The sequence below is a fragment of the Saccharospirillum sp. MSK14-1 genome, from assembly GCF_003054965.1.
Lineage (GTDB): Bacteria > Pseudomonadota > Gammaproteobacteria > Pseudomonadales > Natronospirillaceae > Saccharospirillum.
This window is the reverse complement of record NZ_MIES01000026.1, coordinates 1,071,559-1,094,523: the sequence shown is the minus strand read 5'-3', so window position 1 is coordinate 1,094,523 and position 22,965 is coordinate 1,071,559. Positions and strand designations below refer to the sequence as shown.

The window sequence follows — 22,965 nt, the reverse complement described above, 5'->3', positions numbered from 1 at the left end:
TCGAGCATCGAAGCCTTACCGGCGATACTGGATGCGGTTGGCAACGACATTGAAGTGCATTTTGACGGAGGCATTCGCACCGGCCAGCAGATTTTAAAAGCCATCGCCTTGGGTGCCAAAAGCACCTACATCGGCCGGGCGTTTTTGTACGGTCTGGGGGCGGCGGGCGAACAGGGCGTCACCGATGTGCTGAACATTCTGCACAAGGAATTGGACATCTCGATGGCGCTGTGTGGCGAGCGGGATATTTTGAACGTCGGCAAACACAATCTGGTGAATCCGGACGTTTACAAATAGCTTTTTCCCCACATAAAAAAAACCCGGAGCAGTGCTCCGGGTAAGCCCCTTTCTTAATGGTTCAACGCCTTTACGGACTACCCTTTCAGCGCACCGGATGTCATACCGGACACGATTTGTCGGTTGAAGATCAAAAAGACAATCAACATTGGCACGGTAATTACCAACACATTCATAAACAGCAAGTTGTATGAGGTGTTAAACATGCTCTGGAAGTTATAGAGCGTCAGCTGGATGGTGACGTTGTCATCGCCCGGCAGGTAATACAACGGGTGTACAAAGTCATTAAAGATGATCACCGACAACACGACGATGTTGGTCACCGTCACCGGCTTCAACAGCGGCAACATCACTTTAAAAAAGAGCGTCACCGGGCCAGCACCATCCATAATGGCGGCCTCATCGAGCTCGCGCGGTATCGTTGAGAAAAACGCGCGGTATAGCAGAATGCCAAACGAAATGTTGTACGCGACTTCCACCAGTACCATCGAATGCAGGGTGCGGAAAATGCCCAGTTGTTGCAGCAGCCAGATGGTCGGCACAATGGCCGGGGGAATCATCAGACCGGACAACACCAGAAACATGATCATCTTGTTCCAGGACGTTTTGCGTCGGTTCAGTACAAAGCCAACCATGGCGGAAAACAGTACGATCAACGTCACACTGCCAACGGTGATGATGGCGCTGTTGATAAACGCCTGAATCATCATAAAGTCACGCGCTTCAATCACCGCCACCAGGTTTTGCCACAATTGGGTTTCCGTCGGCCAGGTCAACTGCAGCAGCGAGGCTTCCTGTTTGGTTTTCACCGCCGTCAGCGCAATAAAGATAAACGGCACAACAAAGAAAACCAGCGCGCCGGCAAAGGCAACAACAGAAATTATGAGCCTGCGAGTCGAGAACATCTTCAGCGCTCCTCACGGTTCAGGAAGGCAACAATCGGCAAAGCCACCAACGCAATTACCATAAACAAAATGACGTTACCGGCCGTCGACAGACCATAAAAACCGGCCTGATATTGTTTGTAGATCACCGATGCCAATACATCGGATGAGAAGCCAGGGCCGCCACGCGTCATCGCCCAGACCAGATCAAAGGTCCGTAAGCCGTCAATCAAACTCAGTGTAAGAACCGTGGCAATAGCAGGTCGCGACAGCGGCACAGTAATGCGCCAAAACTGATGCCAGGCAGAGGCGCCATCCAGCCGCGCCGCTTCATAAAAGTCGTCGGGAATCGCCATCAACCCGGCGATCAAAATCAACGTGGCCAATCCAACACCGCGCCAGATTTCCACCAAGGCAACCGAATAGATGGCCATCTTAGGCGACGTTAACCAGTGCGGACCATCGATGCCCACAATAGCCAAGGCCGCGTTAATGACGCCGTCTTGTGGATCCATCAGTACATTGAAGGTAATACCGATACCAATGGTACTGACCAATACCGGAAAGAAGACCACCGAGCGCAGCAATCCGCGCATATAAATATTGGAGGTCAATAACACAGCCAGCCCCATGCCAACGATCACTTTGCCGGCGGAGGTGCTGAAGCCAAAAATAAACGTATTCACCAAACCCTTCAGCAAAAAGGGTTCGTTAAAGAATTCGACAAAATTTTCGAACCCGATGAATTCCTGATTGAACAATGTCCATCGCGTTAAACTGAAGTAGAGCGACGCAAAGGTCGGCAACAAAAACATCAAGCCGTAAATCACGCCCGCGGGAACATAGAACCACAGCGGATAATAGGACTGCAGGTTCAGAGGGCGGCTCTGATTAGCCAGAGCAGTACGGCGACCGAACAACGTCATGACAGTCTCCAGGAAAGTGAACGATTGCCCCGGCAAACGCCGGGGCAATCCGATGGCGTACTCAGTTCCAGCCGTCCAGACCCAATTGACGGGCCTGGCGACGGACATCGCGCTGGTACAGTTCCGCACCGGATTCGGCATCACGAATGCCCGAACCGATTTCAATCAGAATTTGTTCCAGGGATGGACCTTTCAGCGGCGACAGGAACTCCAATGCAGGAGCGTTGCGACTGGAATCCTGAAGATAGACCAGCATGTCAGAAACCGGCTGCGGCACATCATCCGGCAGGCCACAGGTTTCGATCAGGAACGGGCCTGACGCACCGATGGTGTCGACGATCACTTCACAGCCTTCCTGGCTGGCAACAAAGTCGAGGAACACCTTGGCCGCTTCCGGCTCTTCACTGGATTGCGACAGATAGATGGAGCCCGGCATCCAGACAGTCAGACCGTTGGCGTCTGCGCTGTCACCCGGTACTGAGAAGAAACCCAAATCTTCAACGGCATCCGGGTAGCTTTCCAGCAATGCCGTCACTGCAAAGGTCAGCATCGGGTAGTGAGCGCCCTCACCCATCGCCAGCATACGCAAGGCATCTTCATAGGTCGCGGAAGCGAAATCTTCGTTAAAGTAACCGGCTTCATAGACATCCTGAATACGGCCAAAGCTCTTCAAAATGGCGTCATTCTCAGACATCTCGATATTGCCGGCGGTAAATTCCTCGGCAAAATCCGGATCCTGTTGCAACACATTGTAGAAATCCGCCAGGAAGAAAATCTGCGACGTCCAGGTGGCGCCAAAGGAACCCAGAACCGGAGCCACATCGGTCTCGCTGATGGCTTCATTGTTGGCCATAAATTCTTCCCAGGTACGGGGAATTTCCAGGCCCAGTTCCTCGTAGACTTTGCGGTTGTAGAGAATACCACCGCCCATGCCGGCTTCGCCTGGAACACCATAAACCCCACCCTTGCCATCGCTGACCACTGACTGGAAGGAAGGCGATACCCGCTCCATAAAGGGTTCATCGCTGAGGTCGATCAAGGTACGGCTCGGGTTTAGCGCCTGCAGCAGCGAACCGGAGTTGTAGAAGAACAGGTCTGGCATGGTGCCGGTTGCCAGACGGGTGCGCACAATATTGTCGCCTTCGGTACCACCGGCACGAGTTTCGACATTGATGTCGATGTTGTCGTGCGTTTGTTCAAAGGCTGCTTCCAGCGCATTGAACACCGCAACCGAATTGGGCGAATTGTCAGTGAGCAGCGTGACTTCAACGCTGTCGTGGGATGAACCGACCGCGGCGCTGGACGCCGCCACAGCCAAAGCTGCGCTGAGGGTACGGAGGCTCTTTGTTGTTTTCATGATGATCCTCACTTGCTCGTTGTGGTTTGGATTTATGCAGTGGTATCGAGTGCCTGCATGCGGTTGGCTAAACGCGTCAGCCGGAAGTTAAAGTGGTGTCGACCCGGGGGCAGCGATGCCAGGGCAGACTCGGAAACCGTCTCGCCGTTCAACCTGAGTTCGGTTGAGGCTTCGCCAAGCACTAAGCGACCTATAGCGCCGTTGGGCACAGTCACTTGGTAATCAACGACATCCCCATTCACCGACCAGCGTGCTTCGATATCGCCATGCTGACACCGATGATGAGCCGATACCGGGCCCAGCTTCGGCAACACGACCGGACTGAACTCAACAACATCGAAACCCGGTTGATCGAAAGCGGCTCGAATGCCGGCAACGGCGGCGAATAACCATTCGCACACCGCGCCGTAGGCATAGTGGTTATAGGAATTCATGTCCGGATCAAAAATACGACCGTCTTCGGCGATGGCATCCCAGCGTTCCCAAATCGTGGTAGCGCCTTGCTTCACCTGATACAGCCAGCCCGGAACCGATTCCTGTAAGAAGAGTGTTTCGGCCAGTTCCAGTTCGCCGATTTTGACCAGCGCAGGCAACAAAGCCGGGGTACCAATAAAGCCAGTACCAATGGTACCGCCGGTACGTTTAACCGCCGCAACAAAGTAGTGTTTTGCGGCTTCGCGATGGTGATCAGGCACCAGATCATAGAGAAAGCACAACGCGTAAGACGTCTGGTCGTTGTAACCAATCCGCCCTGATGGCGCGATGAATTCGTGCTCAAAAGCGGCCTTCACTTGCTCAGCTTTTGCCTGCAACGCAGCTTCGGTTTTTGCATCATTCAGAATACCCGCAACCTGCGCGGTGTTGCGCAAAGCGATGTATAAATAAATCGTTGCGGCAGCATCATCGCCAATGGTGGCATTGGGTTTTTCCGTGGAGCCGCCCGGCTGTAACCAGTCACCGAAACTGAACCCGCGTACATCCATTTCTCGTGGCGGGCGCACGATGGGCCCGTCACTGATATTCCACACATAATCGACCCAGCGTTGCATGGCCGGAAAGGCCAGCTCCAACGCTTCGCGATCGCCATAGTGGTGCCAGAGGGTCAGCGGTAACACATGAATCACATCGCCCCAGCCCGTGCTGCCAACAAAGTTGGGCAGTTTGGAGTGATCGCGTCGAGTGGGGTCCGGTACCACGTGCGGAATGGCGCCGTCGTCGGCCTGCTCGGCCACCACATCACTGAGCCATTTCTTTAAGAAGTAATGGCTGTTGTGTAAGTAACAGGCGGTTCCGGCAAACACCTGCGCATCGCCCGTCCAGCCCAGACGTTCGTCACGCTGCGGACAGTCAGTGGGCGCTTCAATAAAATTAGCTCGCTGCGACCAAAGGGTATTGCTAACCAGCTGATTGACCAGAGGATGGCCGCATTCAAATTCACCGGTTACCTCCTGAACTGAACTGATGGGCACCGACTCAACGGCTTCCAGTTGCGCCGACCCTCCCAACGTAATCCGCGCGTAGCGATAACCAAAGAAAGTAAAATGCGGGCGGAATTTTTCGCGGCTGCCACCTCGGCAACGGTAACGAACCGTCGCCTCAGCCGTGCGGTAATTGCGGTTATCAAATTCGCCATCCGGGCCGAGAATTTCCGAATGTTCGACGAGAATTTCATCACCCGACTGAGCGCTGACCTCAAAGGCAACGTAGCCTGCGAGGTTTTGACCAAAATCAATCAGCGTACGGCCTTCGTCGTCCTGCCATTGTTTAATCGGTTGAAAGCTTTCCAGTTCGCGCACTGGCGATCCGTCGTGGGCGAACAGTAACTCTTTATTGAACGGCATCACCTCAACGCCTTGATCGAACGCGATGTGCTCGCGGCCTGCGTCGTAGTGTTCACCCAAATAGATGCCACTTTTTCGGATCGGCGTTTCGCCCGACGTCCAACTGGCATCGGTTTTCAGCAGCAACTCACCCGCGGCCGTTTGCAGCTCGGCCAGTGCTCCTAGCTGACTGCCCCAGGTATTAAAAATTTCCACCTTGGTCCACATCATCTGTGAGCGCAGCCAGCCATCCGCCAGCCAGATCTCGATGTGGTTTTCACCGCTGACCAGCAGGTCGGATACTTCATAGCACTGGTAAGGCAGGCGCAGATCGTAGGCTGTCCAGCCCGGTGTCAGCAGGTCGCGGCCAACGCGCTGTCCATTAATAAAACAACGGTACAAACCCAGCGCACTGAGCGTCAGGTAAACCGGATCAATCGGAGCTTGCTGCAACTGGAAACGCTTGGCGACCGCCGGTGCGGCTGCGCCGACACCCTGATCGGCCAGGGGATGGATCATCTCGGCGCGTGCAAAAGCAGACAGACCACTCGGCAAGGAGTGATCAAACACTGTCGACATGAGGTGAGCCTCTTAACTCTTGGCCGTCAATCCATCACGTGGGTGATGGTCGACGGCGTTTTGTTGTTTTTGTATAACGTTCTACACGCTATGCTAATCCTCACCCATCAAATTGCAAGCCTAAAATTTCAAAAGCTGTCATTTTTCAATCATGATGCGTCAAACCACATCAATTCCTGGAAAGCTCACGTTATGACCAATCGATCGAAGCGCGTCACCATTCGAACCGTGGCCGAGGACGCGGATGTCTCCGTGGCGGCGGTGTCCAAGGTGTTGCGCAATTCCTATGGCGTCAGTGATCGCATGCGCGCCAAAGTGGAAGCCTCGATCAAAAAACTGGGCTACCGCCCGCACATGGCCGCCCGCGGAATGCGCGGTCGCAGCTATACCGTGGGCGTACTGCAAACCGATCTGCGCAACCCCTACATTCCGGACATTTACGACGGCATTTATGAAGGGTTTGAAGGCACCGGTATTCAACCGTTGCTGGGCGTGGGTCGCTCCATGGTGCCGCTGGAAAGTGCGCTGGTGAACTCGATGATTGATCGCCAGATGGACGGTTTGATTCTGATCTCACCGCGCTTGTCACACACCGAAGTGGATCATATTGGCCGGCAAGTCCCAACGTGCGCGGTGGCGTTTCATCCTGGCGATGATAAAAGCTATGACACCGCCAATTTCAATGATCAGGATGGCGCTCACTTTGCCGTGGAGCACCTGGTGGCACAGGGATGTCGGAATATTCAGATGCTCAGTCTGGAACTGGACGAACCGGAATCGACCAATGTTATTCGTCAGCGGGAACTGGGATTTTTAGCGGCATTGCAAACGCTCACTGGCGACGCGACCAAAGACCGCATTCATTATTCGCAATTCGATGCCGCACAAACGCGGGCTCGGGTACGCGCTTTGTTGCAAAGCCCGCAGCGTCCGGATGGCTTATTTTGCTGGAGCGATATGATTGCCGTTCACGTCTTCGCCGAAGCACGCGATCTGGGTATTCGTATTCCCGAAGAATTAGCGGTCGTCGGATACGACAACACCTACGACGACCAGTTTCGACCGTTCGGCTTAACCAGTCTTGATCAACCCGGCCAGCAATTGGGTCTTGAAGCTGCGCGGTTATTGATTGAGCGAATTCAGGGTCGCAGTGAATCAGTGCATAGCGTGTTCGAACCGGAACTCTGCGTCCGCGGCAGCTCGACGACCGACCGACAATAAACGCTAACAACTCAGCAAACGACGCAACCTGCGCCAGGCGGATTATTGGGCAACCCAGTGACGGGCTTCAGGTTTGAAGCTGCAACGAATTCCAGCCAGAACTTATACAAAAATACTGGTTGAGCTGACTCGTCCTGCCCCAGCCAGGTCTCGCTGCATTTCCATGTAGTAATGGGCAATCGCTTTCGGGGACGGGTGACTATTGCCTTGCGCTTCGCGCGCTGCACTTAAGCGATCCACCACTTGCGTATCGATCTTCTGTTTCTCTTCCGGAGGCAACGACTGATAGTCGTCTATCGACAATTCGGATTCGTCGAGAACGGCGTGACGCATCTTCTCCGCCGGCGACAGCGCCATGTACTTCTTAAACTCTTCAACCGGATCCCGTTCGAGGTTCGGCTTACTTATCGCTTCTTGAGACGGCACCGCCTCTTCCCGAGTCGCGGTCGTGACTCGGGGCACCTGGGTAACCGGTGTTACTTGACTGGTCGGAACAGCCTGAACCAGCGCCAAGCTTTGCGGAAACTGTGTTGCAGCCGAACTCCCCGACTTAGACGCGCCAGGCAGCGCAGTCGGTGTTAAGTTCAGCGATAACATTGGAGAGAAACCAATATTCACAGCACGTTATCCTTCGATGAGAACGCGAGCATTCAGTCTATTGAGCAAAATTCAGACCACGGATTCTAAGGCTAAATGCGCCAAAAAACGGCCAATAAGTACCGTAAAAGGAAACTGCTGGCCGCAATTGCGGTAATTTTTTGCCGCCTTCTGTTCGCTATCTTTAGGAATGCACGCAACGCTCATGTACCGCTTATAGTACCGACGCGGCTCCTGAATAATGGGCATTTGAGCGGATTAATTCACGCTAAAACGTCGCACAGCCGGTCGATCGCTCGGCGCACCGGCGGTAACTGCCGGCTTTGTTGATGCACTACCAGCCAACGATCATGACTGAGTTCGGCCACCACCTTGCCCCGGCGTATTAACGTGGGCTGAGCATCACCAATAAACGTCGGTAATAACGCAACACCCACACCCGTTAACGCCAGATCTAAACTATTACGCGGCGCATTCACTTCACACACCGCATCGCTGCCTGCATGCTGTTCCACCCAGCGCGCAGATGGTGTATCAACGATGACCTTAATCCAATTGTCCGGCGCATATGCCAGCCCATAGGGCGCAAACTCGACCGGCGCTAACTTACGGCAAACCAGCGAATCCTGTGTGGGTCGCTTATTACGGAACCCGATGGTCACTTCGCGGTGAGAGACATCTAGGGATTGTTCAGCCGCAATAAAACGGATCAGGATATCCGCTGGATCACCTTGCAAAAAACCAAGATGCGGCATCAGCGCCAAGGTTGTCCAGCTACCTGCCGAAACCTTCACCAAGGGCCGCTCAGTGACACCCGAAAGCGCATTAACGCTCTGAACTCGATTCTCAACATCGGCCAGAGACGACAGCAGCGACTGCCCATCTCGGGTCAGCTCATAGCCTCGATCTCGACGGATAAACAGCTCACACCCTAAGGCCGCCTCAAGCTCCAACATTCGCCGACTGAGCGTCGCAGGGCTGCGTCCCACCCGCCGGGAAGCAGGAGAAAGCCCGCCCTCACGCGCCACCGCCAGAAAAAGCTGCAAATCCCGCCAATCTACTTCCTTTTCATTCATGAAAAGATCATTCCGTTTCGTTTTATTCCAGAAATCAGAATAGCGCTTTAGCCTGAGGGCATTCAAGTTATGGAGTCAGAGGGGCCGGTCATGATTGTTACATTAACAAAGCGATGTAAACGCACGGCGGCGCCGCAGACAAACGGCACTTACAACCAAATACCATTCAAGAATGAAAAACCGAGCCGTGCCTTATTGGAAGAGGAAAACTACTTGGAAGAATACGCAACAAACGAATTGCTTTGGCTGAAGAGAATAGCGAAAGGTATTTCAACAATGGCAAATCGAATTAAAAAGAAGCGGGCACCTAGCCCGCTTCAATAAAGTCTAATTAGAAACTGACGGTTGCAGACAGTGTGCCGTTAATAGGCTTACCGATTGCTAACTGCCCCCAGTCGGTGCCAACACCGGACCAGTAGTTTTCGTTGGTTACATTTTCAATATTGGCTCGCAGTGTAACCGGGAATGACTTAACCACCGCGTCGTAACTCATGCCAACATCCAGTCGCGTCCAAGGATCCAGCTCCAGCGTGTTCTCATTGTTCACAGCTTGAGGACCGGTATGAACAACGCGGCCCGAGACGGTCCAGGTAGATAGGATATCCCAGCTAGCGCCGACAATTGCTCGGTATTCCGGTACGCCTCTTACGCGATTACCTTCATTCGTTCCTGATTCAGTCTCGACCAACACAGCCTCAGTAACAGCAACACTAGAAAGGAGGTGCAGGCGGTCCATCGGATCACCGTAGACATTTAATTCCAAACCGCGACTACGCTGCTCACCATGATAACCGTATTCATTAGAGTCATCTTCGTAAGCACTGGGCTGACTGATCTGATAGAGGCTAAAAGTTCCACCAATTGATCCAAGCTCTAACTTAGCCCCAGTTTCAAATTGAACAGAATGTACCAGCCCAATGTTATCGCCGCTGTTAGACGCAGTTTGCGGTGCTACTTTGCCTTCCTGTAGAGCTTCTACATAGTTTGCATAAAGGGTCAGACTATCCACCGGGTGATAATTGACGCCGACGATAGGCGACAATGCATCCCCATCATATTCCGTATCATAAAGCTTATTTTCAGTAGCCATTTGCTGATAACGAACACCTGCTGTGACATTAATCAGCGCATCCAAAACATCAAAACTGTCGGTCAACGCCAATCCATGTGCGCTTGTTCGGGTATACAGTTCGGGGTTTTCGAAACTACCCGCACCAGAATCATTGTTATTAACCGGTTTATTAACAGCTACCGGATTATAAATATTTGAGTTCTCTGACCCAGATGAATACTCGCTGTAATCGCCATACTCTTTAATGACGCCGGAGTAACCGAGGTTTAGGGTGTGCTGCAAACCTAAAGCATTAACCCGGCCCTCCAAACCAAACTGAGCTGTGATATTTTGCGACTCATAAGTCGTATCCAACCCAGTGATGGTTACATTGCCATCGGTGTCATTAAGCTTTGGTGTGGCGTAAGTCCCCTCTTCACGGGTCTTGTTTGCACCTAAGGCCGCATACACTGCCAATTGATCAGACAAACTTTGATCGTGACGCAGGATGCCAAAGTAGTTAGTCGATTCAAAATCACTCCAGTCAGCTTTGAAATTAACATCGCCTTCTGGTGCATCTGGGATACTGGTGAGAGACCCAACAGCCAGCGCCGGACGACCACTGTCGACCGATGAGCGCATAAACCCAACGTTCAGATAGGTATGGCTTTCATCCGTCTCATAATCCAGACCGGTATAAAGAGAAATATTACCTCTCTCTTCATCTTCAATACTGGTAGAACCCTGACCCAAAACAGCACTTACTCGTGCGCCAAAAGCTTCATCACTTCCAAAGCGACGACTAGCATCAATATTGGTACTGAGGTAGGTGTTATTGCTATAGCTAAGGCCGACGGAAGTTTCATTATCGCCCGCGTATTTCGGTTCAACATTGATACTGCCACCAACGCCGGAACCACCTGGTGACACTCCATTGGCAAACGCACTCGGACCTTTCAGTACTTCAATACTCTCAGCAATATCAGTTAATACGATCTGACGTGGCACAACACCATACATACCACCATAAAGAACATCGTCACCATTCAGGTGGAAGCCACGCAAAACAAACTGCTCAGAAAAATTACCGTAACCCAAATAGGTATGAACGCCCGCATCAAAGCTGGCGATGTCGGAAAGGGATTCAACCTGCTGCTCTTCGAGCAGTTCTTTGTTGTAACGCATTAAACTAAAAGGTGCGTCGTAAGCATCGACCTGACCCAATACACCAACACGCCCACCGGTGGAAACCTGGCCGTCCAAATATTCGGCGCCCGGTTGTTCGTCATCGTAACGATCAGCAATAACGGTCACAGCACTCAACGAAGAGGATTCGGATTCAGCTGAGTCAGCTTCAGCCATGGCGGCTAACGGCAATGCTGCCAGAGAAAAGGCCGCCAAATACTGGCTATGGATTGAACGAGAAAACAGGGACATGGGATGGACTACTCGCTTCTAGTAATTTGGAGCGCATCCTAATCTATAATGACATTGATTCTCAATGGCGATTAACAGTATTTTTTATTTGAGATAAATTTGTATTGCTTCGGGTCAATAAAGTACAGGTTCAGCCCTCATTGGTGCCTAACTTAAATACCAATATAGCCTTACTGTTCATCTGGTTTTTGTTTGAGCACTGCACCCAAAGACAACTGAAGGCATGCCAATAACGGTTCATTATTCAAACCGATTAAACAGCAAGTCTCCGCTGGTTTCTTTTCGCCAAATAACCACCGCTTGCCCGGTTTTTCCCATCGTTATCAAGGGCTCGGTCGAATCATCGGCGTTGGTGCTTTCAATCTGCACAGGGTCTCCCCAACCACTCACAGGCGTATAGGTATTGCTCCAAATGGAGGCTTTCCCGTCGATGGATTGACGCCATACCACAATGACATTGCCATCGTCGTCTTGCGCAATCTGCGGTTGCTCGGCGCCTTCCACATCCATTTGAGCGGTAATATTGCTGAGTGCAAAAACACTCCATTCGCCGTTGGGGCTGTGGGTCATGGCCCAGATACGATTCACACCGGTACCGTCATCCTGCGACCACACAACCATTGCCTGCGTGCTTTTGTAAGCCATAACTTGAGGACTCAATGCTGCGTTTCCGGCCGCTTCGACTTCCAGTTCCCGAGGCACATTCCACTGATTCCTATTCACACCGGGAACATAGGTATTAATCCACACGCTGCGGGTTGTTTTCTCATTACCCTGCTGAACCCAAACGGCGACGACATTGCCGTTACCATCGATCGTCAGGTCTGGCGTCAAGGCATCGGTTTGTGAATCGGCATTGAGATTAAATGGCACGTTGAGCCATCCGTTCTCCGGGGTGTAGAAATTAGCGCGTACTTTGTCGATGCCCTCATTGTTTTGTTCAAGCCAAATCGCAACGGCTTCTCCATTGGGATTCATGGCTACCTGAAGGTGGGATACGTCACCACCGGCCGAATCGGTACTGACCAAAGATGGCAATGTCCAACCCAAGCCTTCAGCGTCCGTTTTGCTGCTGGACCAAACCCGTTGAGTGCCGCTCTCATCGGCTTGCTTCCAAAGCACAATAGCATCGGCATTGTCATTGGATGCCACTGCCGGCTCGGTCGCGTTCGAGCCTGGCCTGCTGACAGACACATTCGGACCCGTACTTTCTACCGGGTTATATTGCGTAATCCGTATTTGGGATGTTGGCGACGCCTCGTTGAGATCCAACGACTCCCACGCCAACACAAACTCTCGTTCGCCTTGTGCACTTAACTGAGGGTCGGTGGCGTTCGATGAACGATTGATGTCGAAACTTCCAAACCAGTATTCCTCGTTATCTTTATACAGTCTGACCGTAATTTCCGACTGACTGCCTCCCTTATCTTCTTGCCAGGCAGCAACAGTGTGCTGGTTCGAGTCTTTATCCAGTGCTAATGACAGTGCTTTACTTGAGTTCTCTTTAAAGAAGGTTTTCTCCATAAGCCAGGAGCGACAGTGGATTTCAATATCGTCAACATGCGCATCATCAACCACCCCACTGCCATTAATCACCTTACAAATCTGAACATCAGGCTGTTCTGCAATCGTGACCGAATACACGTCGTTATCCATTAATTGTTTATCAAACGAAAACTGACGACCAACCACTTCCATCACTTCACCACTTTGACTTCTGATTGTCAGCCCTTCAGGCAGCTGGTACCCGGAAATAAAACCGCCAATGCGATAGGTATCGTCTGAATAAGGGTGCGTTTCACATCCGGCACAAAAAAAAATCACACCTGCCATTACAATTCGCAAAAGAAATGCCCGTAAATCCCACTTTAAATTCAAGCCATAACCCTCTCGATATCCTGACCAAAATGGCGCACATTTATTTAGTTTTAGATACTCACTTGTATTTGACTCAAGCTCTCTGATCGACGATCAGTACTAAAATCACTGACTCTCAGACTGCCCAGTAAATACTGAACAAGGCGATATGGATCGGCCTTGGCCCGAGGCCGCTGATCCACCAAATGACCACGCCGCGCCAAAACGACCTGGGATGGAATACGAAACGCAGCTTTTCGACTGGTGTAACCCGACTCAAAATTTTCAGACGGGAAAAACTGGTGTTTAAATTCGCGACTTGTTTTGTCAACAACCTCCAGCATTTCCAACACAGCAATAATACGCAGCATGGCCGCCATACCCGCGGATTTATCACGCGTGTTCAGGGTAGAAACACTGAGACTCAAAGAAGCCGGCGTCGCCAAATGATCGTAAATAACGGTTTGATGATGAATGCTTGACAGTTGCTCCAGCAGATAACGCGCAACCCACAAATCATCGCTTACTTTCAGCGGGTCACAGTCATCGTCATCACTGCGCATACCGAGTTGAAACACCGGGAGTTGTAGGTGGGGCACCAAATGCCAACTGTGCAAATGCAGGCCAGCCTCCAAACAGGCGGTTGCATGAGCGTCCGCAATCAAGGCATGAAGACTCGATTGTTCCTGGCATTCTTCCTGAACACGGCCAACGCTGCCGTCGGCCAGATCACTTATTTGCAACAGGCTGTACTGCTGGCTCAGGCCTATCCATACCTGGTGCGCAGCAATGTCGGCAGTACGCAAAAGCAACCGTAACCCCGAGCGATGGTTGCCAAAATGAGCGTAACCGGTGACATCGTTTACCTCACACAAAACCAGGTAATGACGGCCTGCTTTTAAGGGGTTCAGATACCACCTGACCGGATTGAGAATAAGTTCTTCGCTGTCACCCTGACCGGTAAGGCTGCCGTCCAATGTCCAGGCCGGAAAGTGTACTAGGTCGGGAACATCGGGCAGTGCAAGAACACGTGATTTACTTTTCAGGCGTGCGATATAGCGATTTCCATCGACCCATAAATAATCGACTGAGCAAATACCACTGCGATGATGTTTCGTCATTTTCTGCTCCACTGTCAGTCCATTTAAATCGGGTTGTCTTACAGCATTTTTTTGAGTAAGAATGGTTTTAATCCGTGAGCTTCCCTGCAACGTTGGCTCTTGAAACCTCGATAACCCTCCTTCTACCGCCATTCCTTTGCTGTCAAAGATGACTCTGACCTGAACGACGATAACTTAGGATCGTTTAATTAAACGTTTAAAAAATCGTGGTATTTCGACGCCTTCGTTTGAACAAAGACTGGTTTTAAGAGCCTTTACACACATCATTGCGGGACTCACTATGACATTGACCATCAAAACTCTGGGCGGACTCACTCTGTTCCAGAACGGCCAACAACTTGACCTTCCACGCTCAAAAAAAACCCGGGCCTTACTCGCTTATCTGGCCATGGCTGACAAATCATTCCGGCGAGATCATCTCTGTGAATTGTTCTGGAAAGAGCCCAATGATCCTCGAAGCACCCTACGCTGGTCGCTCAGCAAAATAAGGCCGTTAGTCAATCAGACCAACAAAGAACGTTTAGTCACCAATAGAGACCGGGTATCACTGCTCACTGATGATGTGTTTATCGACATACAGGAGATAGAACTCAAGATTAACGACCCGTTTACCACGATTCAGGAACTGGAAAGCATTGGCGACTCACTCGCTGAAACGTTTTTAGATGGCACCGAACTGCCCGACCAGGAACGGTATCAGAGATGGCTGATGATCAAACGGCATGATGCTGTTCTTCTGCATGCCCGAGTCTTAATGAGGCTATCCACACACCCAGAGTTAAATGCAACGCAGCGATTAAAGTGGGCTCGACGTAGACTGGAAGTCGAACCGTTCAATCCAGCCGCTGGCACTCGTGTTATGACACTGCTGGAATCCTTGGGTATGAAAGAAGAGATGGAGAATTTGGCGACCGATTTCGCAGCGAGGCTCCGTTCGGCCGGCATTGCCTGGTCACATAAAAAACGCGATGAAGACAGCATCGATGGTACCATTCGCGGCCATTCAAACGTCGAAGTCGAAGCGCATGAAAATCAGAACCTGAAACAAAAGATCGGGTTTTGTACCACCCAAGATAACGTCCGTATTGCGTATGCGTCCGCCGGTACTGGCGCTCCCATTGTCAAAGTAGCCAGCTGGCCGAACCACATCGATTACGACTGGGATGCACCCGTCTGGAGCCCGCTGTTTCACGACCTCGCCACCGACCATCGGTTTATCCGTTATGATCAGCGCGGCAGTGGCCTCTCAGAGTGGGACGTTGAAGACTTATCTTTTGACGCCTCCGTTAACGACCTGAAAACCGTTGTCGATACCAACCAGCTCAATCAATTTACCCTGCTGGGCATCGCTCAAGGTGCCGCTGTTGCCATTGCCTACGCGGTAAAACACCCACAGAAAGTGTCTCATCTGGTGTTGTTTGGCGGCTATGCCGTCAGCGCCGGATTGAATGCCAACGAAAACACAAAACGCGAAAAGCAAGCATTGATTACACTGGCGGAAACCGGCTGGTCGCGGGACAACCCGGCCTATCGGCAAATCTTTTCGTCGGTCTATATTCCCAACGCCAACACCACAGAAACAGCTTGGTACAGTGAATTCCAACGATCAACAACATCGCCCGAAAATGCGGCCCGATTGCTGTCCAATTTCGACCAAATTGATGTTCGTGATCTATTGCAAAAGGTCACCGTTCCAACCTTGGTGATTCACTCACGCGAAGATCAGCAAGTCGCCATTGGTAATGGCCTGCAATTAGCCGCTCAGATTCCGAATGCCGAGTTCCTGAGTCTCGACACCAGTAACCATTCGCTGCTTGGCAGAGAACCAGCCGCTAAGGTTTTTTTAGAAGCGGTAAGGCGCTTTATTGATGAAACGCCTTAGTGGTTACAATAAAACACTCATAAGAGAAATGTCACTCTTGAACATCCTATATAAGTCAAGGGTGACCTGTCTGAACTTGAACTTTTCTAGGATTATGACTACTAAAGCGGTTCCGCTACGATCAACATCGACAAGCTGCAAGCCAATTATGAGTCAGTGCATTGGCAATTTTTCGCAGAATGATGATCACCGTTATACGACGATGATTTAGCCAAGATTAGCACCGCCGAGGCTACTGGAATTGAACGCCCATTTCCCAATCTGATACCTTGATGAATCTCAGCGTATTCACACCGGCACTGTTAAATTGCTCGACAACTTTCTCGTGAAAGAAGACGTAGTCGACATCACCGCCTTTAACTTTGATCACCCATCGTTGTGGTTCCGGAATGGCATCGAGCTTGGCATCGTCAAAGCTGTATCGATCAATGCTGTTACAAAGCTCATCGTCCTCTTCGTCATCGATATCACAGGCTTCTAAATCCAGGCAATCGATGGCGGCATGCACGTTCATAATCCAGTAGTTTTCCAGCCATTTATCGTCGTCATCAATTATAACGGCCGGATAAAACTGAAGCTGGTCGTTCTCAACCCAACGAATCGACTCACGCACGTCATTTACGACGACCGGATAGGTATCATACAGATGAGCCTGCTGTACCGGTCTGCGAATCCCTTCCTGCGTGTCTTTTTCCCGATAGGCATTGCACAGGAAGTAAGGTTTGTTACCAACTAGGCGTTCACTGCCCACTCCGTCGCGGCGACCGGTTCTGGCATGTGTTGTTAAATAGAGTGTGTCTTTGTTGTATCGGTTAAAAACGATGTAGTACTGATCGTTGTATTTGCTCATTGGTAGACAGCTTTCTTCTATGCGGTGGCGCTCAGTATATCGCCTCACTCGAACTGTCAAACAGTACTAACCCATGGATGGTGCTTCTTAACAAAAAAGGCCGGAATAAACCGGCCCTTTCGGTCAAGTAATAGTCTTACAAAGGATCCAGGATATCAGCACCCGGACTGGCAGAGCAGAGGTTGAAGAAATATTCATTGGCCGTATTCAAAACCTGTTCGCCGTTTACCGTATCCGCCCGGATATGGAAGCGCTCCAGGTCGAAGTTATAATGAATATCAGGGTCTTCACCCGGAACCCGTTGGGTATAGGTATTGAAGCTCGAACATTCATTCAGCGGAACAAGAATCTCAAAGAAACCATCGGAATCCGACTTCACATCGACTTCATGGAACCAATGGCCAATGCCATCCTCGGTCAAGGTATAGTCGAAGATGAAATCCATATAGGGAGCGGGTTCATCATAAGGGAACTTCAGCTGACCAAAGAACCGAACGTAATGACCTCGCACACCACCCTTAACAGGGTAGCCGTCAACTCGGTAATTGCCCAACGTCTTGTTCAGATAATTCTGACCTGATGACGAATGAAGGTTAACGATAAGACCGACTAACTTACTGATCTTCAATCCGCGATTGTCATAAACCGTGATCGAGTAAGGATTAGCCGGGTTTAGCGACCCGCCATAGGCGACCCCAAACGTAATTACATCACCTGGCTCCGTCGGCGGATCAAAGCGGCCACTACCACTGATGATTGACCAGCTGGCGCCTTCGTCATACGACACAAACAGATTGTGGTTAGGGTCGTACTGCGTCACTTCAACGGTGATGCTCTCCCCGACCGTCGTGTAGGTGTAGTAATCCTCGTCAATACCGGAGTCGATGTTGCCGGTAAAGGTTTCGCTGTGAACCAGCTCGGTGGCCGTCGCTAACGTATCGTTAACTTCGTATTCGTCAAAATTATCAATCGACTGAAGCGCAAAGTTAAACGCTGCACCCGTACTTTCAACGGCTTCGATCAGGAAATAATAGTGGCCGGCATCGGACACAAAAGACACACGCTCATCGTGGTTACCCACATAAACCGAACTATAAGACGTTGGAAAGGTGTAAGGGTTGTTCGGGTCGTCCTGAGCGATGGTAACGTCGTGATCATTACCCGCTTGCTGGCCAATCAACACACTGTCGATGCGCACAGGGTCATCGGTCACCGCAAAATAATAGCAGTAGGATTCGCCGGTTACCGTTCCCGTTAAAGTGTAAACGGTGTCCACACTGAGCTCAGTACAGATAGGCGTATACGCAGGGTCGAAAACCTGTGGACTGGGAGTATCCGCTTGAGCAGAAAAGCTCTGGATACGAGCTTCCTGCTCGTCCGTTTCTGCTGAAGGAATACCCGTGAGCGTGATACTCTCATCGGTCACATTCTTGATGGCCGACTCACTCGTTACTTCGCTGGAGATTTGAGAGGGTAGTTGTTTACCGGTTATCGCAATCCGGTTGTTGATGGAGTTCTCAGCCTGCAACTGAACAGCTGCCGCTGCTGAGTCATCCGCACTGGCCACCACAGGAAATCCCATGGCAAACGCCAAACCAATTGTAGAAATAGCCTTTTTCATACTGCACTCCTTTTTAGATGCGGAACAATAATTATCGACTTGTAAGATGAGAGTCAATCTCATTGGTGTCGACACTGTCCGCACGCTGTTAGGTGTTGAGTTTGCAGTACAATTAAATGCTTGTTTCTTAACGACTCTTAACGGTTTATCCAATTAAAAATTAACATTTAAAACGCTCTGTTTCTTCGTTTTTACCGATCAAACAGACTTTCAAAATAATCGAATCCAACCTCACTGCTCTTGCCAAAGGCGATCGCCGTATTATTAGCTACGAAATACTCTGTCTGATAATAGAGCGACATATTCTTCTCGTCTGTTGCCACCTTCAAACCAGACTGTTCGGAAGTCAGCGAAATGGTTTTCTCAGTTATGTAGCCACGGTAAGTAAACTGCGTATCAACATCGCTGAAGATGTCGCTTAAATCACCGATCCTAGCTGCATAAGAATCAACTAATGAATCGGTAACATATTTATTCTTATTAAAACCATAAATGAGCGGGTCGAGTGATTGGACCAGCGAATTTAGCGCCGTCGCTTCTTCGTCAGTCAACTCTGAGGATGCCTGAAAAGAGACATTCAGGTTGCGTTGTGCACCTTCGGCCGTTTTTGTATTAAAGGCTTCTTTAATCGAAACGGTCACCTCAATGCTATTCCCTGACGCCGTCGTAACCGACAGATTAACCTGACTGTTATCCTTATGTTTGCCTATCAGTGATTTACTAAAGTCATAGATTAACGGGTCCTCAACAGCCAACCCCCGAGTGTTCAGGTTGCCCGTAAAATCACCCACTTCAACCACACCGTTAACCACCGAACGAGTCACGCCCGCCTGAAACACACCGGCATAGTTCAGGGTGTCCGCCAGCGAAAAGCGGGCTTTTTTCTGCTCATCCGCGAGGTTTTGTAAGCGCTGTGAGTCCAAACCGTCGTAATTGGTGAACGCTTGGACCATGGAAATACGAGCTTGAATATTCTCGCGCCCCGGCAGCGACGGCTTATCGGTCGCAACCAGAACGCCTTCTTCCGGCTCAAAAGTCAGGTCGTCATAAACATCGGGAGGTGGCGTAATACGAGGGCCTGCGTTTTGGTTCTCAGCAATGGTAACCACGACACCGCTCGGCACCTCCTTAGACATCGCCTCTTGTATAAACTGCAACGTCTCTTCATCGGGTACAGTGGGGCCGCTCGTATGATCCATCGCGCTCAGATGACGATGTATGTCTTCATTAAACTGCTTGTGGTGTTGTAGCAGCACTGGGTGTTGGGTGAAAAACCCATAATAGTTTTCCATCATCGCCGGAAGCCTCCCTGACTCTATGACGCATCAGGTCTTTATTCGGCTGAACGGTGAAAAACATAACTTTGTGGGTGTCACATCTGTCCACCTACAAACCCGTTTTACGACCGGGCGACCAAACAGCCACGTACATCGGCCAGCCCAATCGTAAGCTCTGTGCCTGCATTAAATTCCAGCCCATCACTTTCAATACCATCGGAAAAAACCAGCCCGTTCATCGGCATAAACGATGTTAGGACTAACTGATTCTTTGCTGTCACCCGCCCCATTACCATGTCTGTCCCAGTTGTCTGGCTGGGAAAGGGTTCACGCACTGAGTAATATAGATAGTCCGCTTCCCATGAAAACCCACCCTTCAGATCACTGGGGACAGCCTGTCCCGAGATGCCAGCCGCGCCCGCTAAAATCGATTGCAACCAGCCCGTGCTGCCCAACCCCGTTGAAACAATAATTCCGGATGAACTCTGCACTTCCTGTTGACCGTTCCAGGCTAGTGAATAACGCGCTGAACTGTGGGTTTTTGGACCAATGAATAAGTCGTTTACCGCGAGCATCCGCTGCCCGTCTTTGGTGGTCGCTTCAGCAAACGACGCAGTTTTTATTGATGCGTGTCCCGCCAGTGTATCGACAACCACTTGCTCAGCGTCTTCCACCGTAAAAGGCAGCAGTGGCCCATCCCAACGCTGCGGGTCAGGGTTGATAGCAATCACCGGTTGACCCTGCAAATACTTCAGAGTATTGGCTACTAGGCCATCCTGACCCACTACCAGGATGATGTCCTCGGAGTGGAACTGGTACGTATCTAACAAGGCCCTTTCTAATCGGGCGACACGTCCATGTGCTCGCAGTGTTATTTCGATGTTCGATAACGCTTTTTGATACCGATCGTGCTCCTGCAAATAGTCGTTCACATCGGCGTTAGCATGCTCCAAATAAAACCGGGCCTGTGACCAGGTATTGAACCGCTCCACCAGTTCGGTAAGCCGGGTTTTACGTTCAATTAAAACAAAGCGGGCTGACTGACTCATTGACGCATTCCCTTCTTGAATACTTGACCCAACAGGTCCGGACTGAGGTTTAATTCTCCAATGGACGTCACACTGCCAGACAGGTTTTCCATTGCCACCGCCATCAACTGTTCTGCATTCATGTTACCCATGACCAACGCTTTGAGTGTTTCAACGGGTAATGTGTTCATCGCTTCCATCTGCGTTTTCAAACGATATGCCTCAGCGTCAGCTTCCTGCTTGCGGTTCAGAACACTCAATTCAATCAGTTTCTGACGCTCCGCCTCGTTAGCGACATCTGCTTCCAACGCAACTTTCTTCGACGCGATAACAGCCAGTTGTTGTTCACGTTGACTCTCCATATCACCCAGCATCAACCGACGCTTGTTTTCAATTTGTTGTTCCGCTATTTCCTGTTCTTTTTGTTGCACTGAATAGTCGGTTTGAAGCTCGGCTTCTTTGATCGTGCGCTCTTGCTCAACTGCAGATATACGGCGCAGATAAACAGCATCGTCGGCTTCTTTCAGGATGGCTTCACGCGCTTCTGCTTCCAGAGCACGAGCGGTTTCTGTATTAGGACGAATGGCCGTTAAGCTAACGTCCAATACTTCAATACCCATAGCCGCCAGAGTTTTGTGCCCATCCAGACCTTGCTCTAATAATTGCAGTGTTGCCTGACCATCCTTTAACACCTGGCGTAAGCTGCGTTCCTGAATGCGCGCCTGGATGATGCTCTGAGCCACGCGAATAACCCGCTCATTGAGTTTCATCGGGTCTTCACTGACATAGCCAAAGCCGCTGCGGTTCAGAGTGAAGTTCAACACTTCAGTGGTCTTAATCGCATCAACCACCCGAAAGGTGATCTGCCCTTGCACACGGACATCCTGGAAATCAGCTGATTGCATATTGAATACAAAGGGTGCTTCCTGAGCACTCATCGGAACGGCAGCAATGGAAGTGGTCTGCTCCAGATAAAAAAAGCTTAACCCCCGGCCCTGCTCGACCACTTTGCCGTGATTCGACTTAATGACGTAGGTGCTGGCATCAGCTTTGAAATAACGAACGTTGATCATTTTACTCTCCTTTTGTGTCTTTAGGGCACTTAATGAAATAATAGTGTCTCTTTGACACTTATCAGTCAAGCCATTTAGTGTCTAATTGTCACTATATTGAGAAACAAAAACAGAGAGTTAAGTTAAAACTCTATAAAAAACAATAAGATAGAGACAAAATTCCATGACAAAAAAATAGTATCACTACAGTTCAGGCTCTGCTGAGAAGCCATTTTCCACTTGCGAACCCGCTGACAAGCCGACACTATGTGTCTCATTGACACTTATAGAGCTAACTATGAGCGAATCAGAACAGTCCTTTCTCAACACCTACAACGCAGCCGATTACCCCATTGTGTTGCTCAGCGTGGATGCTGTCTTACTGACCTATCATGAAGACCGACTGAAAGTCTTGTTGGTGGAACGTGCCAGCCATCCGGCCATTGGCTGCTGGGCGCTGCCCGGTGGGTTTATTGATCAACGTGCGGATAACCAATTAGAAGACGCTGCCATGCGCAGCTTGAAGAATAAAACCGGTGTTGCCCCACCCTACATTGAACAACTGGGCGCTTTTGGAAGTGCCGATCGAGACCCACGTGGCTGGTCAACAACGGTGGCCTATACCGCTCTTATTCCCTATGCCGCCTGCGCCGCTCACATTGATAGCGTTTCCGATAGTCAGTGGTTTGACGTGGATCGACTTAAGACCCTAAAGCTGGCATTTGATCACCAGCGCATTATCGAAGCTGGCATCGAACGTTTCCGGCAAAAAGCATTGTATTCTTTGGTAACCGCCCGGGCATTGGCTGAACCGTTCACACTCTACGAATTACGTCGCGTCCACGAGTTACTGATTGGCAAAACCATTCAGCGGAAAAGCTTTTTAAGACGGATTGAAAGTTCCGGTGTACTCAAAGAAACGGGCGAAACCAAAGTTATCGATAAAGGTCGCCCCGCTATGCTGTATAAAACCCGCCCAGGCATCGATGACTACCGATTTGTAAGAAATATCGATGGATAAGAGCGTAACCA

The 22,965-nt window shown here is 50.5% G+C and carries 19 protein-coding genes; 5 read left to right on the top strand and 14 right to left on the bottom strand.

Annotated features, from left to right (window positions below):
- Positions 1–297, top strand: a 297-nt coding sequence (locus tag BGP77_RS08910) for an alpha-hydroxy-acid oxidizing protein (RefSeq protein ID WP_199224223.1), incomplete at its 5' end; no start/stop codon positions are given.
- A 77-nt stretch (positions 298–374) separates the two neighbouring features.
- Here BGP77_RS08910 and BGP77_RS08905 read toward each other — a convergent pair.
- The 4 genes from BGP77_RS08905 to BGP77_RS08890 all read right to left on the bottom strand — a co-directional run bounded on the left by BGP77_RS08905 (position 375) and on the right by BGP77_RS08890 (position 5,863).
- On the bottom strand, positions 375–1,202 hold the full coding sequence (locus BGP77_RS08905) for a carbohydrate ABC transporter permease (RefSeq protein WP_108164345.1): 828 nt from the start codon (positions 1,200–1,202) through the stop codon (positions 375–377).
- 2 nt (positions 1,203–1,204) lie between these two features.
- The gene (locus BGP77_RS08900) at positions 1,205–2,107 is read right to left on the bottom strand and encodes a carbohydrate ABC transporter permease (RefSeq protein ID WP_108164344.1); all 903 of its coding nucleotides are present in this window, start codon (positions 2,105–2,107) and stop codon (positions 1,205–1,207) included.
- A 61-nt stretch (positions 2,108–2,168) separates the two neighbouring features.
- Positions 2,169–3,464, bottom strand: a complete 1,296-nt coding sequence (locus BGP77_RS08895) for an ABC transporter substrate-binding protein (protein WP_108164343.1) — start codon at positions 3,462–3,464, stop codon at positions 2,169–2,171.
- Positions 3,465–3,496: 32 nt separating this feature from the next.
- A complete protein-coding gene (locus BGP77_RS08890; protein WP_108164342.1) occupies positions 3,497–5,863 on the bottom strand; it encodes an alpha-L-rhamnosidase in 2,367 nt (788 codons plus the stop codon).
- Between the two features lie 192 nt (positions 5,864–6,055).
- Between BGP77_RS08890 and BGP77_RS08885 the strand changes: the two genes are divergently transcribed.
- Entirely contained in the window at positions 6,056–7,084 is a 1,029-nt protein-coding gene (locus BGP77_RS08885) for a LacI family DNA-binding transcriptional regulator (RefSeq protein WP_158269325.1), read from the top strand.
- 102 nt (positions 7,085–7,186) lie between these two features.
- Here the strand turns inward: BGP77_RS08885 and BGP77_RS08880 are convergent, their stop codons facing one another.
- Positions 7,187–7,702 carry a hypothetical protein gene (locus BGP77_RS08880; protein WP_146171225.1) on the bottom strand — a complete coding sequence of 172 codons (516 nt, stop codon included), beginning with the start codon at positions 7,700–7,702 and terminating at the stop codon, positions 7,187–7,189.
- 242 nt (positions 7,703–7,944) lie between these two features.
- On the bottom strand, positions 7,945–8,757 hold the full coding sequence (locus tag BGP77_RS08875) for a LysR family transcriptional regulator (protein ID WP_108164339.1): 813 nt from the start codon (positions 8,755–8,757) through the stop codon (positions 7,945–7,947).
- A gap of 90 nt (positions 8,758–8,847) precedes the next feature.
- Between BGP77_RS08875 and BGP77_RS08870 the strand changes: the two genes are divergently transcribed.
- Positions 8,848–9,081, top strand: a complete 234-nt coding sequence (locus tag BGP77_RS08870) for a hypothetical protein (RefSeq protein ID WP_108164338.1) — start codon at positions 8,848–8,850, stop codon at positions 9,079–9,081.
- 7 nt (positions 9,082–9,088) lie between these two features.
- On the opposite strand, the gene BGP77_RS08865 is transcribed toward BGP77_RS08870, so the two are convergent.
- The 3 genes from BGP77_RS08865 to BGP77_RS08855 form a co-directional block, all read right to left on the bottom strand.
- On the bottom strand, positions 9,089–11,245 hold the full coding sequence (locus BGP77_RS08865) for a TonB-dependent siderophore receptor (RefSeq protein WP_108164337.1): 2,157 nt from the start codon (positions 11,243–11,245) through the stop codon (positions 9,089–9,091).
- Between the two features lie 240 nt (positions 11,246–11,485).
- The gene (locus tag BGP77_RS08860; protein WP_108164336.1) at positions 11,486–13,078 is read right to left on the bottom strand and encodes a hypothetical protein; all 1,593 of its coding nucleotides are present in this window, start codon (positions 13,076–13,078) and stop codon (positions 11,486–11,488) included.
- A gap of 95 nt (positions 13,079–13,173) precedes the next feature.
- Positions 13,174–14,223 carry a hypothetical protein gene (locus tag BGP77_RS08855; RefSeq protein WP_108164335.1) on the bottom strand — a complete coding sequence of 350 codons (1,050 nt, stop codon included), beginning with the start codon at positions 14,221–14,223 and terminating at the stop codon, positions 13,174–13,176.
- 280 nt (positions 14,224–14,503) lie between these two features.
- On the opposite strand from BGP77_RS08855, the gene BGP77_RS08850 reads away from it, so the two are divergent.
- The gene (locus BGP77_RS08850) at positions 14,504–16,105 is read left to right on the top strand and encodes an alpha/beta hydrolase (protein ID WP_108164334.1); all 1,602 of its coding nucleotides are present in this window, start codon (positions 14,504–14,506) and stop codon (positions 16,103–16,105) included.
- A 232-nt stretch (positions 16,106–16,337) separates the two neighbouring features.
- Here BGP77_RS08850 and BGP77_RS08845 read toward each other — a convergent pair whose 3' ends face one another.
- From BGP77_RS08845 to BGP77_RS08825, 5 genes are all read right to left on the bottom strand, one after another.
- Positions 16,338–16,955 (bottom strand): imm11 family protein, encoded by a 618-nt coding sequence (locus BGP77_RS08845; RefSeq protein ID WP_108164333.1) that lies wholly within the window; start codon positions 16,953–16,955, stop codon positions 16,338–16,340.
- Between the two features lie 136 nt (positions 16,956–17,091).
- Positions 17,092–18,576, bottom strand: coding sequence for a hypothetical protein (locus BGP77_RS08840; protein ID WP_108164332.1), 1,485 nt, complete (start codon positions 18,574–18,576; stop codon positions 17,092–17,094).
- Between the two features lie 191 nt (positions 18,577–18,767).
- Complete coding sequence (locus tag BGP77_RS08835; RefSeq protein ID WP_108164331.1) at positions 18,768–19,871, bottom strand: hypothetical protein; 1,104 nt, start codon at positions 19,869–19,871, stop codon at positions 18,768–18,770.
- Between the two features lie 104 nt (positions 19,872–19,975).
- A complete protein-coding gene (locus BGP77_RS08830) occupies positions 19,976–20,902 on the bottom strand; it encodes a sugar kinase (protein ID WP_108164330.1) in 927 nt (308 codons plus the stop codon).
- Positions 20,899–21,954, bottom strand: a complete 1,056-nt coding sequence (locus tag BGP77_RS08825) for an SPFH domain-containing protein (protein ID WP_108164329.1) — start codon at positions 21,952–21,954, stop codon at positions 20,899–20,901. Before BGP77_RS08825 ends, BGP77_RS08830 begins: the two co-directional genes overlap by 4 nt.
- A gap of 277 nt (positions 21,955–22,231) precedes the next feature.
- On the opposite strand from BGP77_RS08825, the gene BGP77_RS08820 reads away from it, so the two are divergent.
- A complete protein-coding gene (locus BGP77_RS08820; RefSeq protein ID WP_108164328.1) occupies positions 22,232–22,954 on the top strand; it encodes an NUDIX domain-containing protein in 723 nt (240 codons plus the stop codon).
- Positions 22,955–22,965 lie beyond the last annotated feature (11 nt).

Coding starts and splice junctions, on each gene's coding strand:
- BGP77_RS08865 (WP_108164337.1), bottom strand. CDS start 11,245: ATGTCCCTGTTTTCTCGTTCAATCCATAGCCAGTATTTGGCGGCCTTT.
- BGP77_RS08890 (WP_108164342.1), bottom strand. CDS start 5,863: ATGTCGACAGTGTTTGATCACTCCTTGCCGAGTGGTCTGTCTGCTTTT.
- BGP77_RS08860 (WP_108164336.1), bottom strand. CDS start 13,078: ATGGCAGGTGTGATTTTTTTTTGTGCCGGATGTGAAACGCACCCTTAT.
- BGP77_RS08830 (WP_108164330.1), bottom strand. CDS start 20,902: ATGAGTCAGTCAGCCCGCTTTGTTTTAATTGAACGTAAAACCCGGCTT.
- BGP77_RS08895 (WP_108164343.1), bottom strand. CDS start 3,464: ATGAAAACAACAAAGAGCCTCCGTACCCTCAGCGCAGCTTTGGCTGTG.
- BGP77_RS08820 (WP_108164328.1), top strand. CDS start 22,232: ATGAGCGAATCAGAACAGTCCTTTCTCAACACCTACAACGCAGCCGAT.
- BGP77_RS08840 (WP_108164332.1), bottom strand. CDS start 18,576: ATGAAAAAGGCTATTTCTACAATTGGTTTGGCGTTTGCCATGGGATTT.
- BGP77_RS08885 (WP_158269325.1), top strand. CDS start 6,056: ATGACCAATCGATCGAAGCGCGTCACCATTCGAACCGTGGCCGAGGAC.
- BGP77_RS08850 (WP_108164334.1), top strand. CDS start 14,504: ATGACATTGACCATCAAAACTCTGGGCGGACTCACTCTGTTCCAGAAC.
- BGP77_RS08870 (WP_108164338.1), top strand. CDS start 8,848: ATGATTGTTACATTAACAAAGCGATGTAAACGCACGGCGGCGCCGCAG.
- BGP77_RS08905 (WP_108164345.1), bottom strand. CDS start 1,202: ATGTTCTCGACTCGCAGGCTCATAATTTCTGTTGTTGCCTTTGCCGGC.
- BGP77_RS08900 (WP_108164344.1), bottom strand. CDS start 2,107: ATGACGTTGTTCGGTCGCCGTACTGCTCTGGCTAATCAGAGCCGCCCT.
- BGP77_RS08855 (WP_108164335.1), bottom strand. CDS start 14,223: ATGACGAAACATCATCGCAGTGGTATTTGCTCAGTCGATTATTTATGG.
- BGP77_RS08835 (WP_108164331.1), bottom strand. CDS start 19,871: ATGATGGAAAACTATTATGGGTTTTTCACCCAACACCCAGTGCTGCTA.
- BGP77_RS08825 (WP_108164329.1), bottom strand. CDS start 21,954: ATGATCAACGTTCGTTATTTCAAAGCTGATGCCAGCACCTACGTCATT.
- BGP77_RS08845 (WP_108164333.1), bottom strand. CDS start 16,955: ATGAGCAAATACAACGATCAGTACTACATCGTTTTTAACCGATACAAC.
- BGP77_RS08875 (WP_108164339.1), bottom strand. CDS start 8,757: ATGAATGAAAAGGAAGTAGATTGGCGGGATTTGCAGCTTTTTCTGGCG.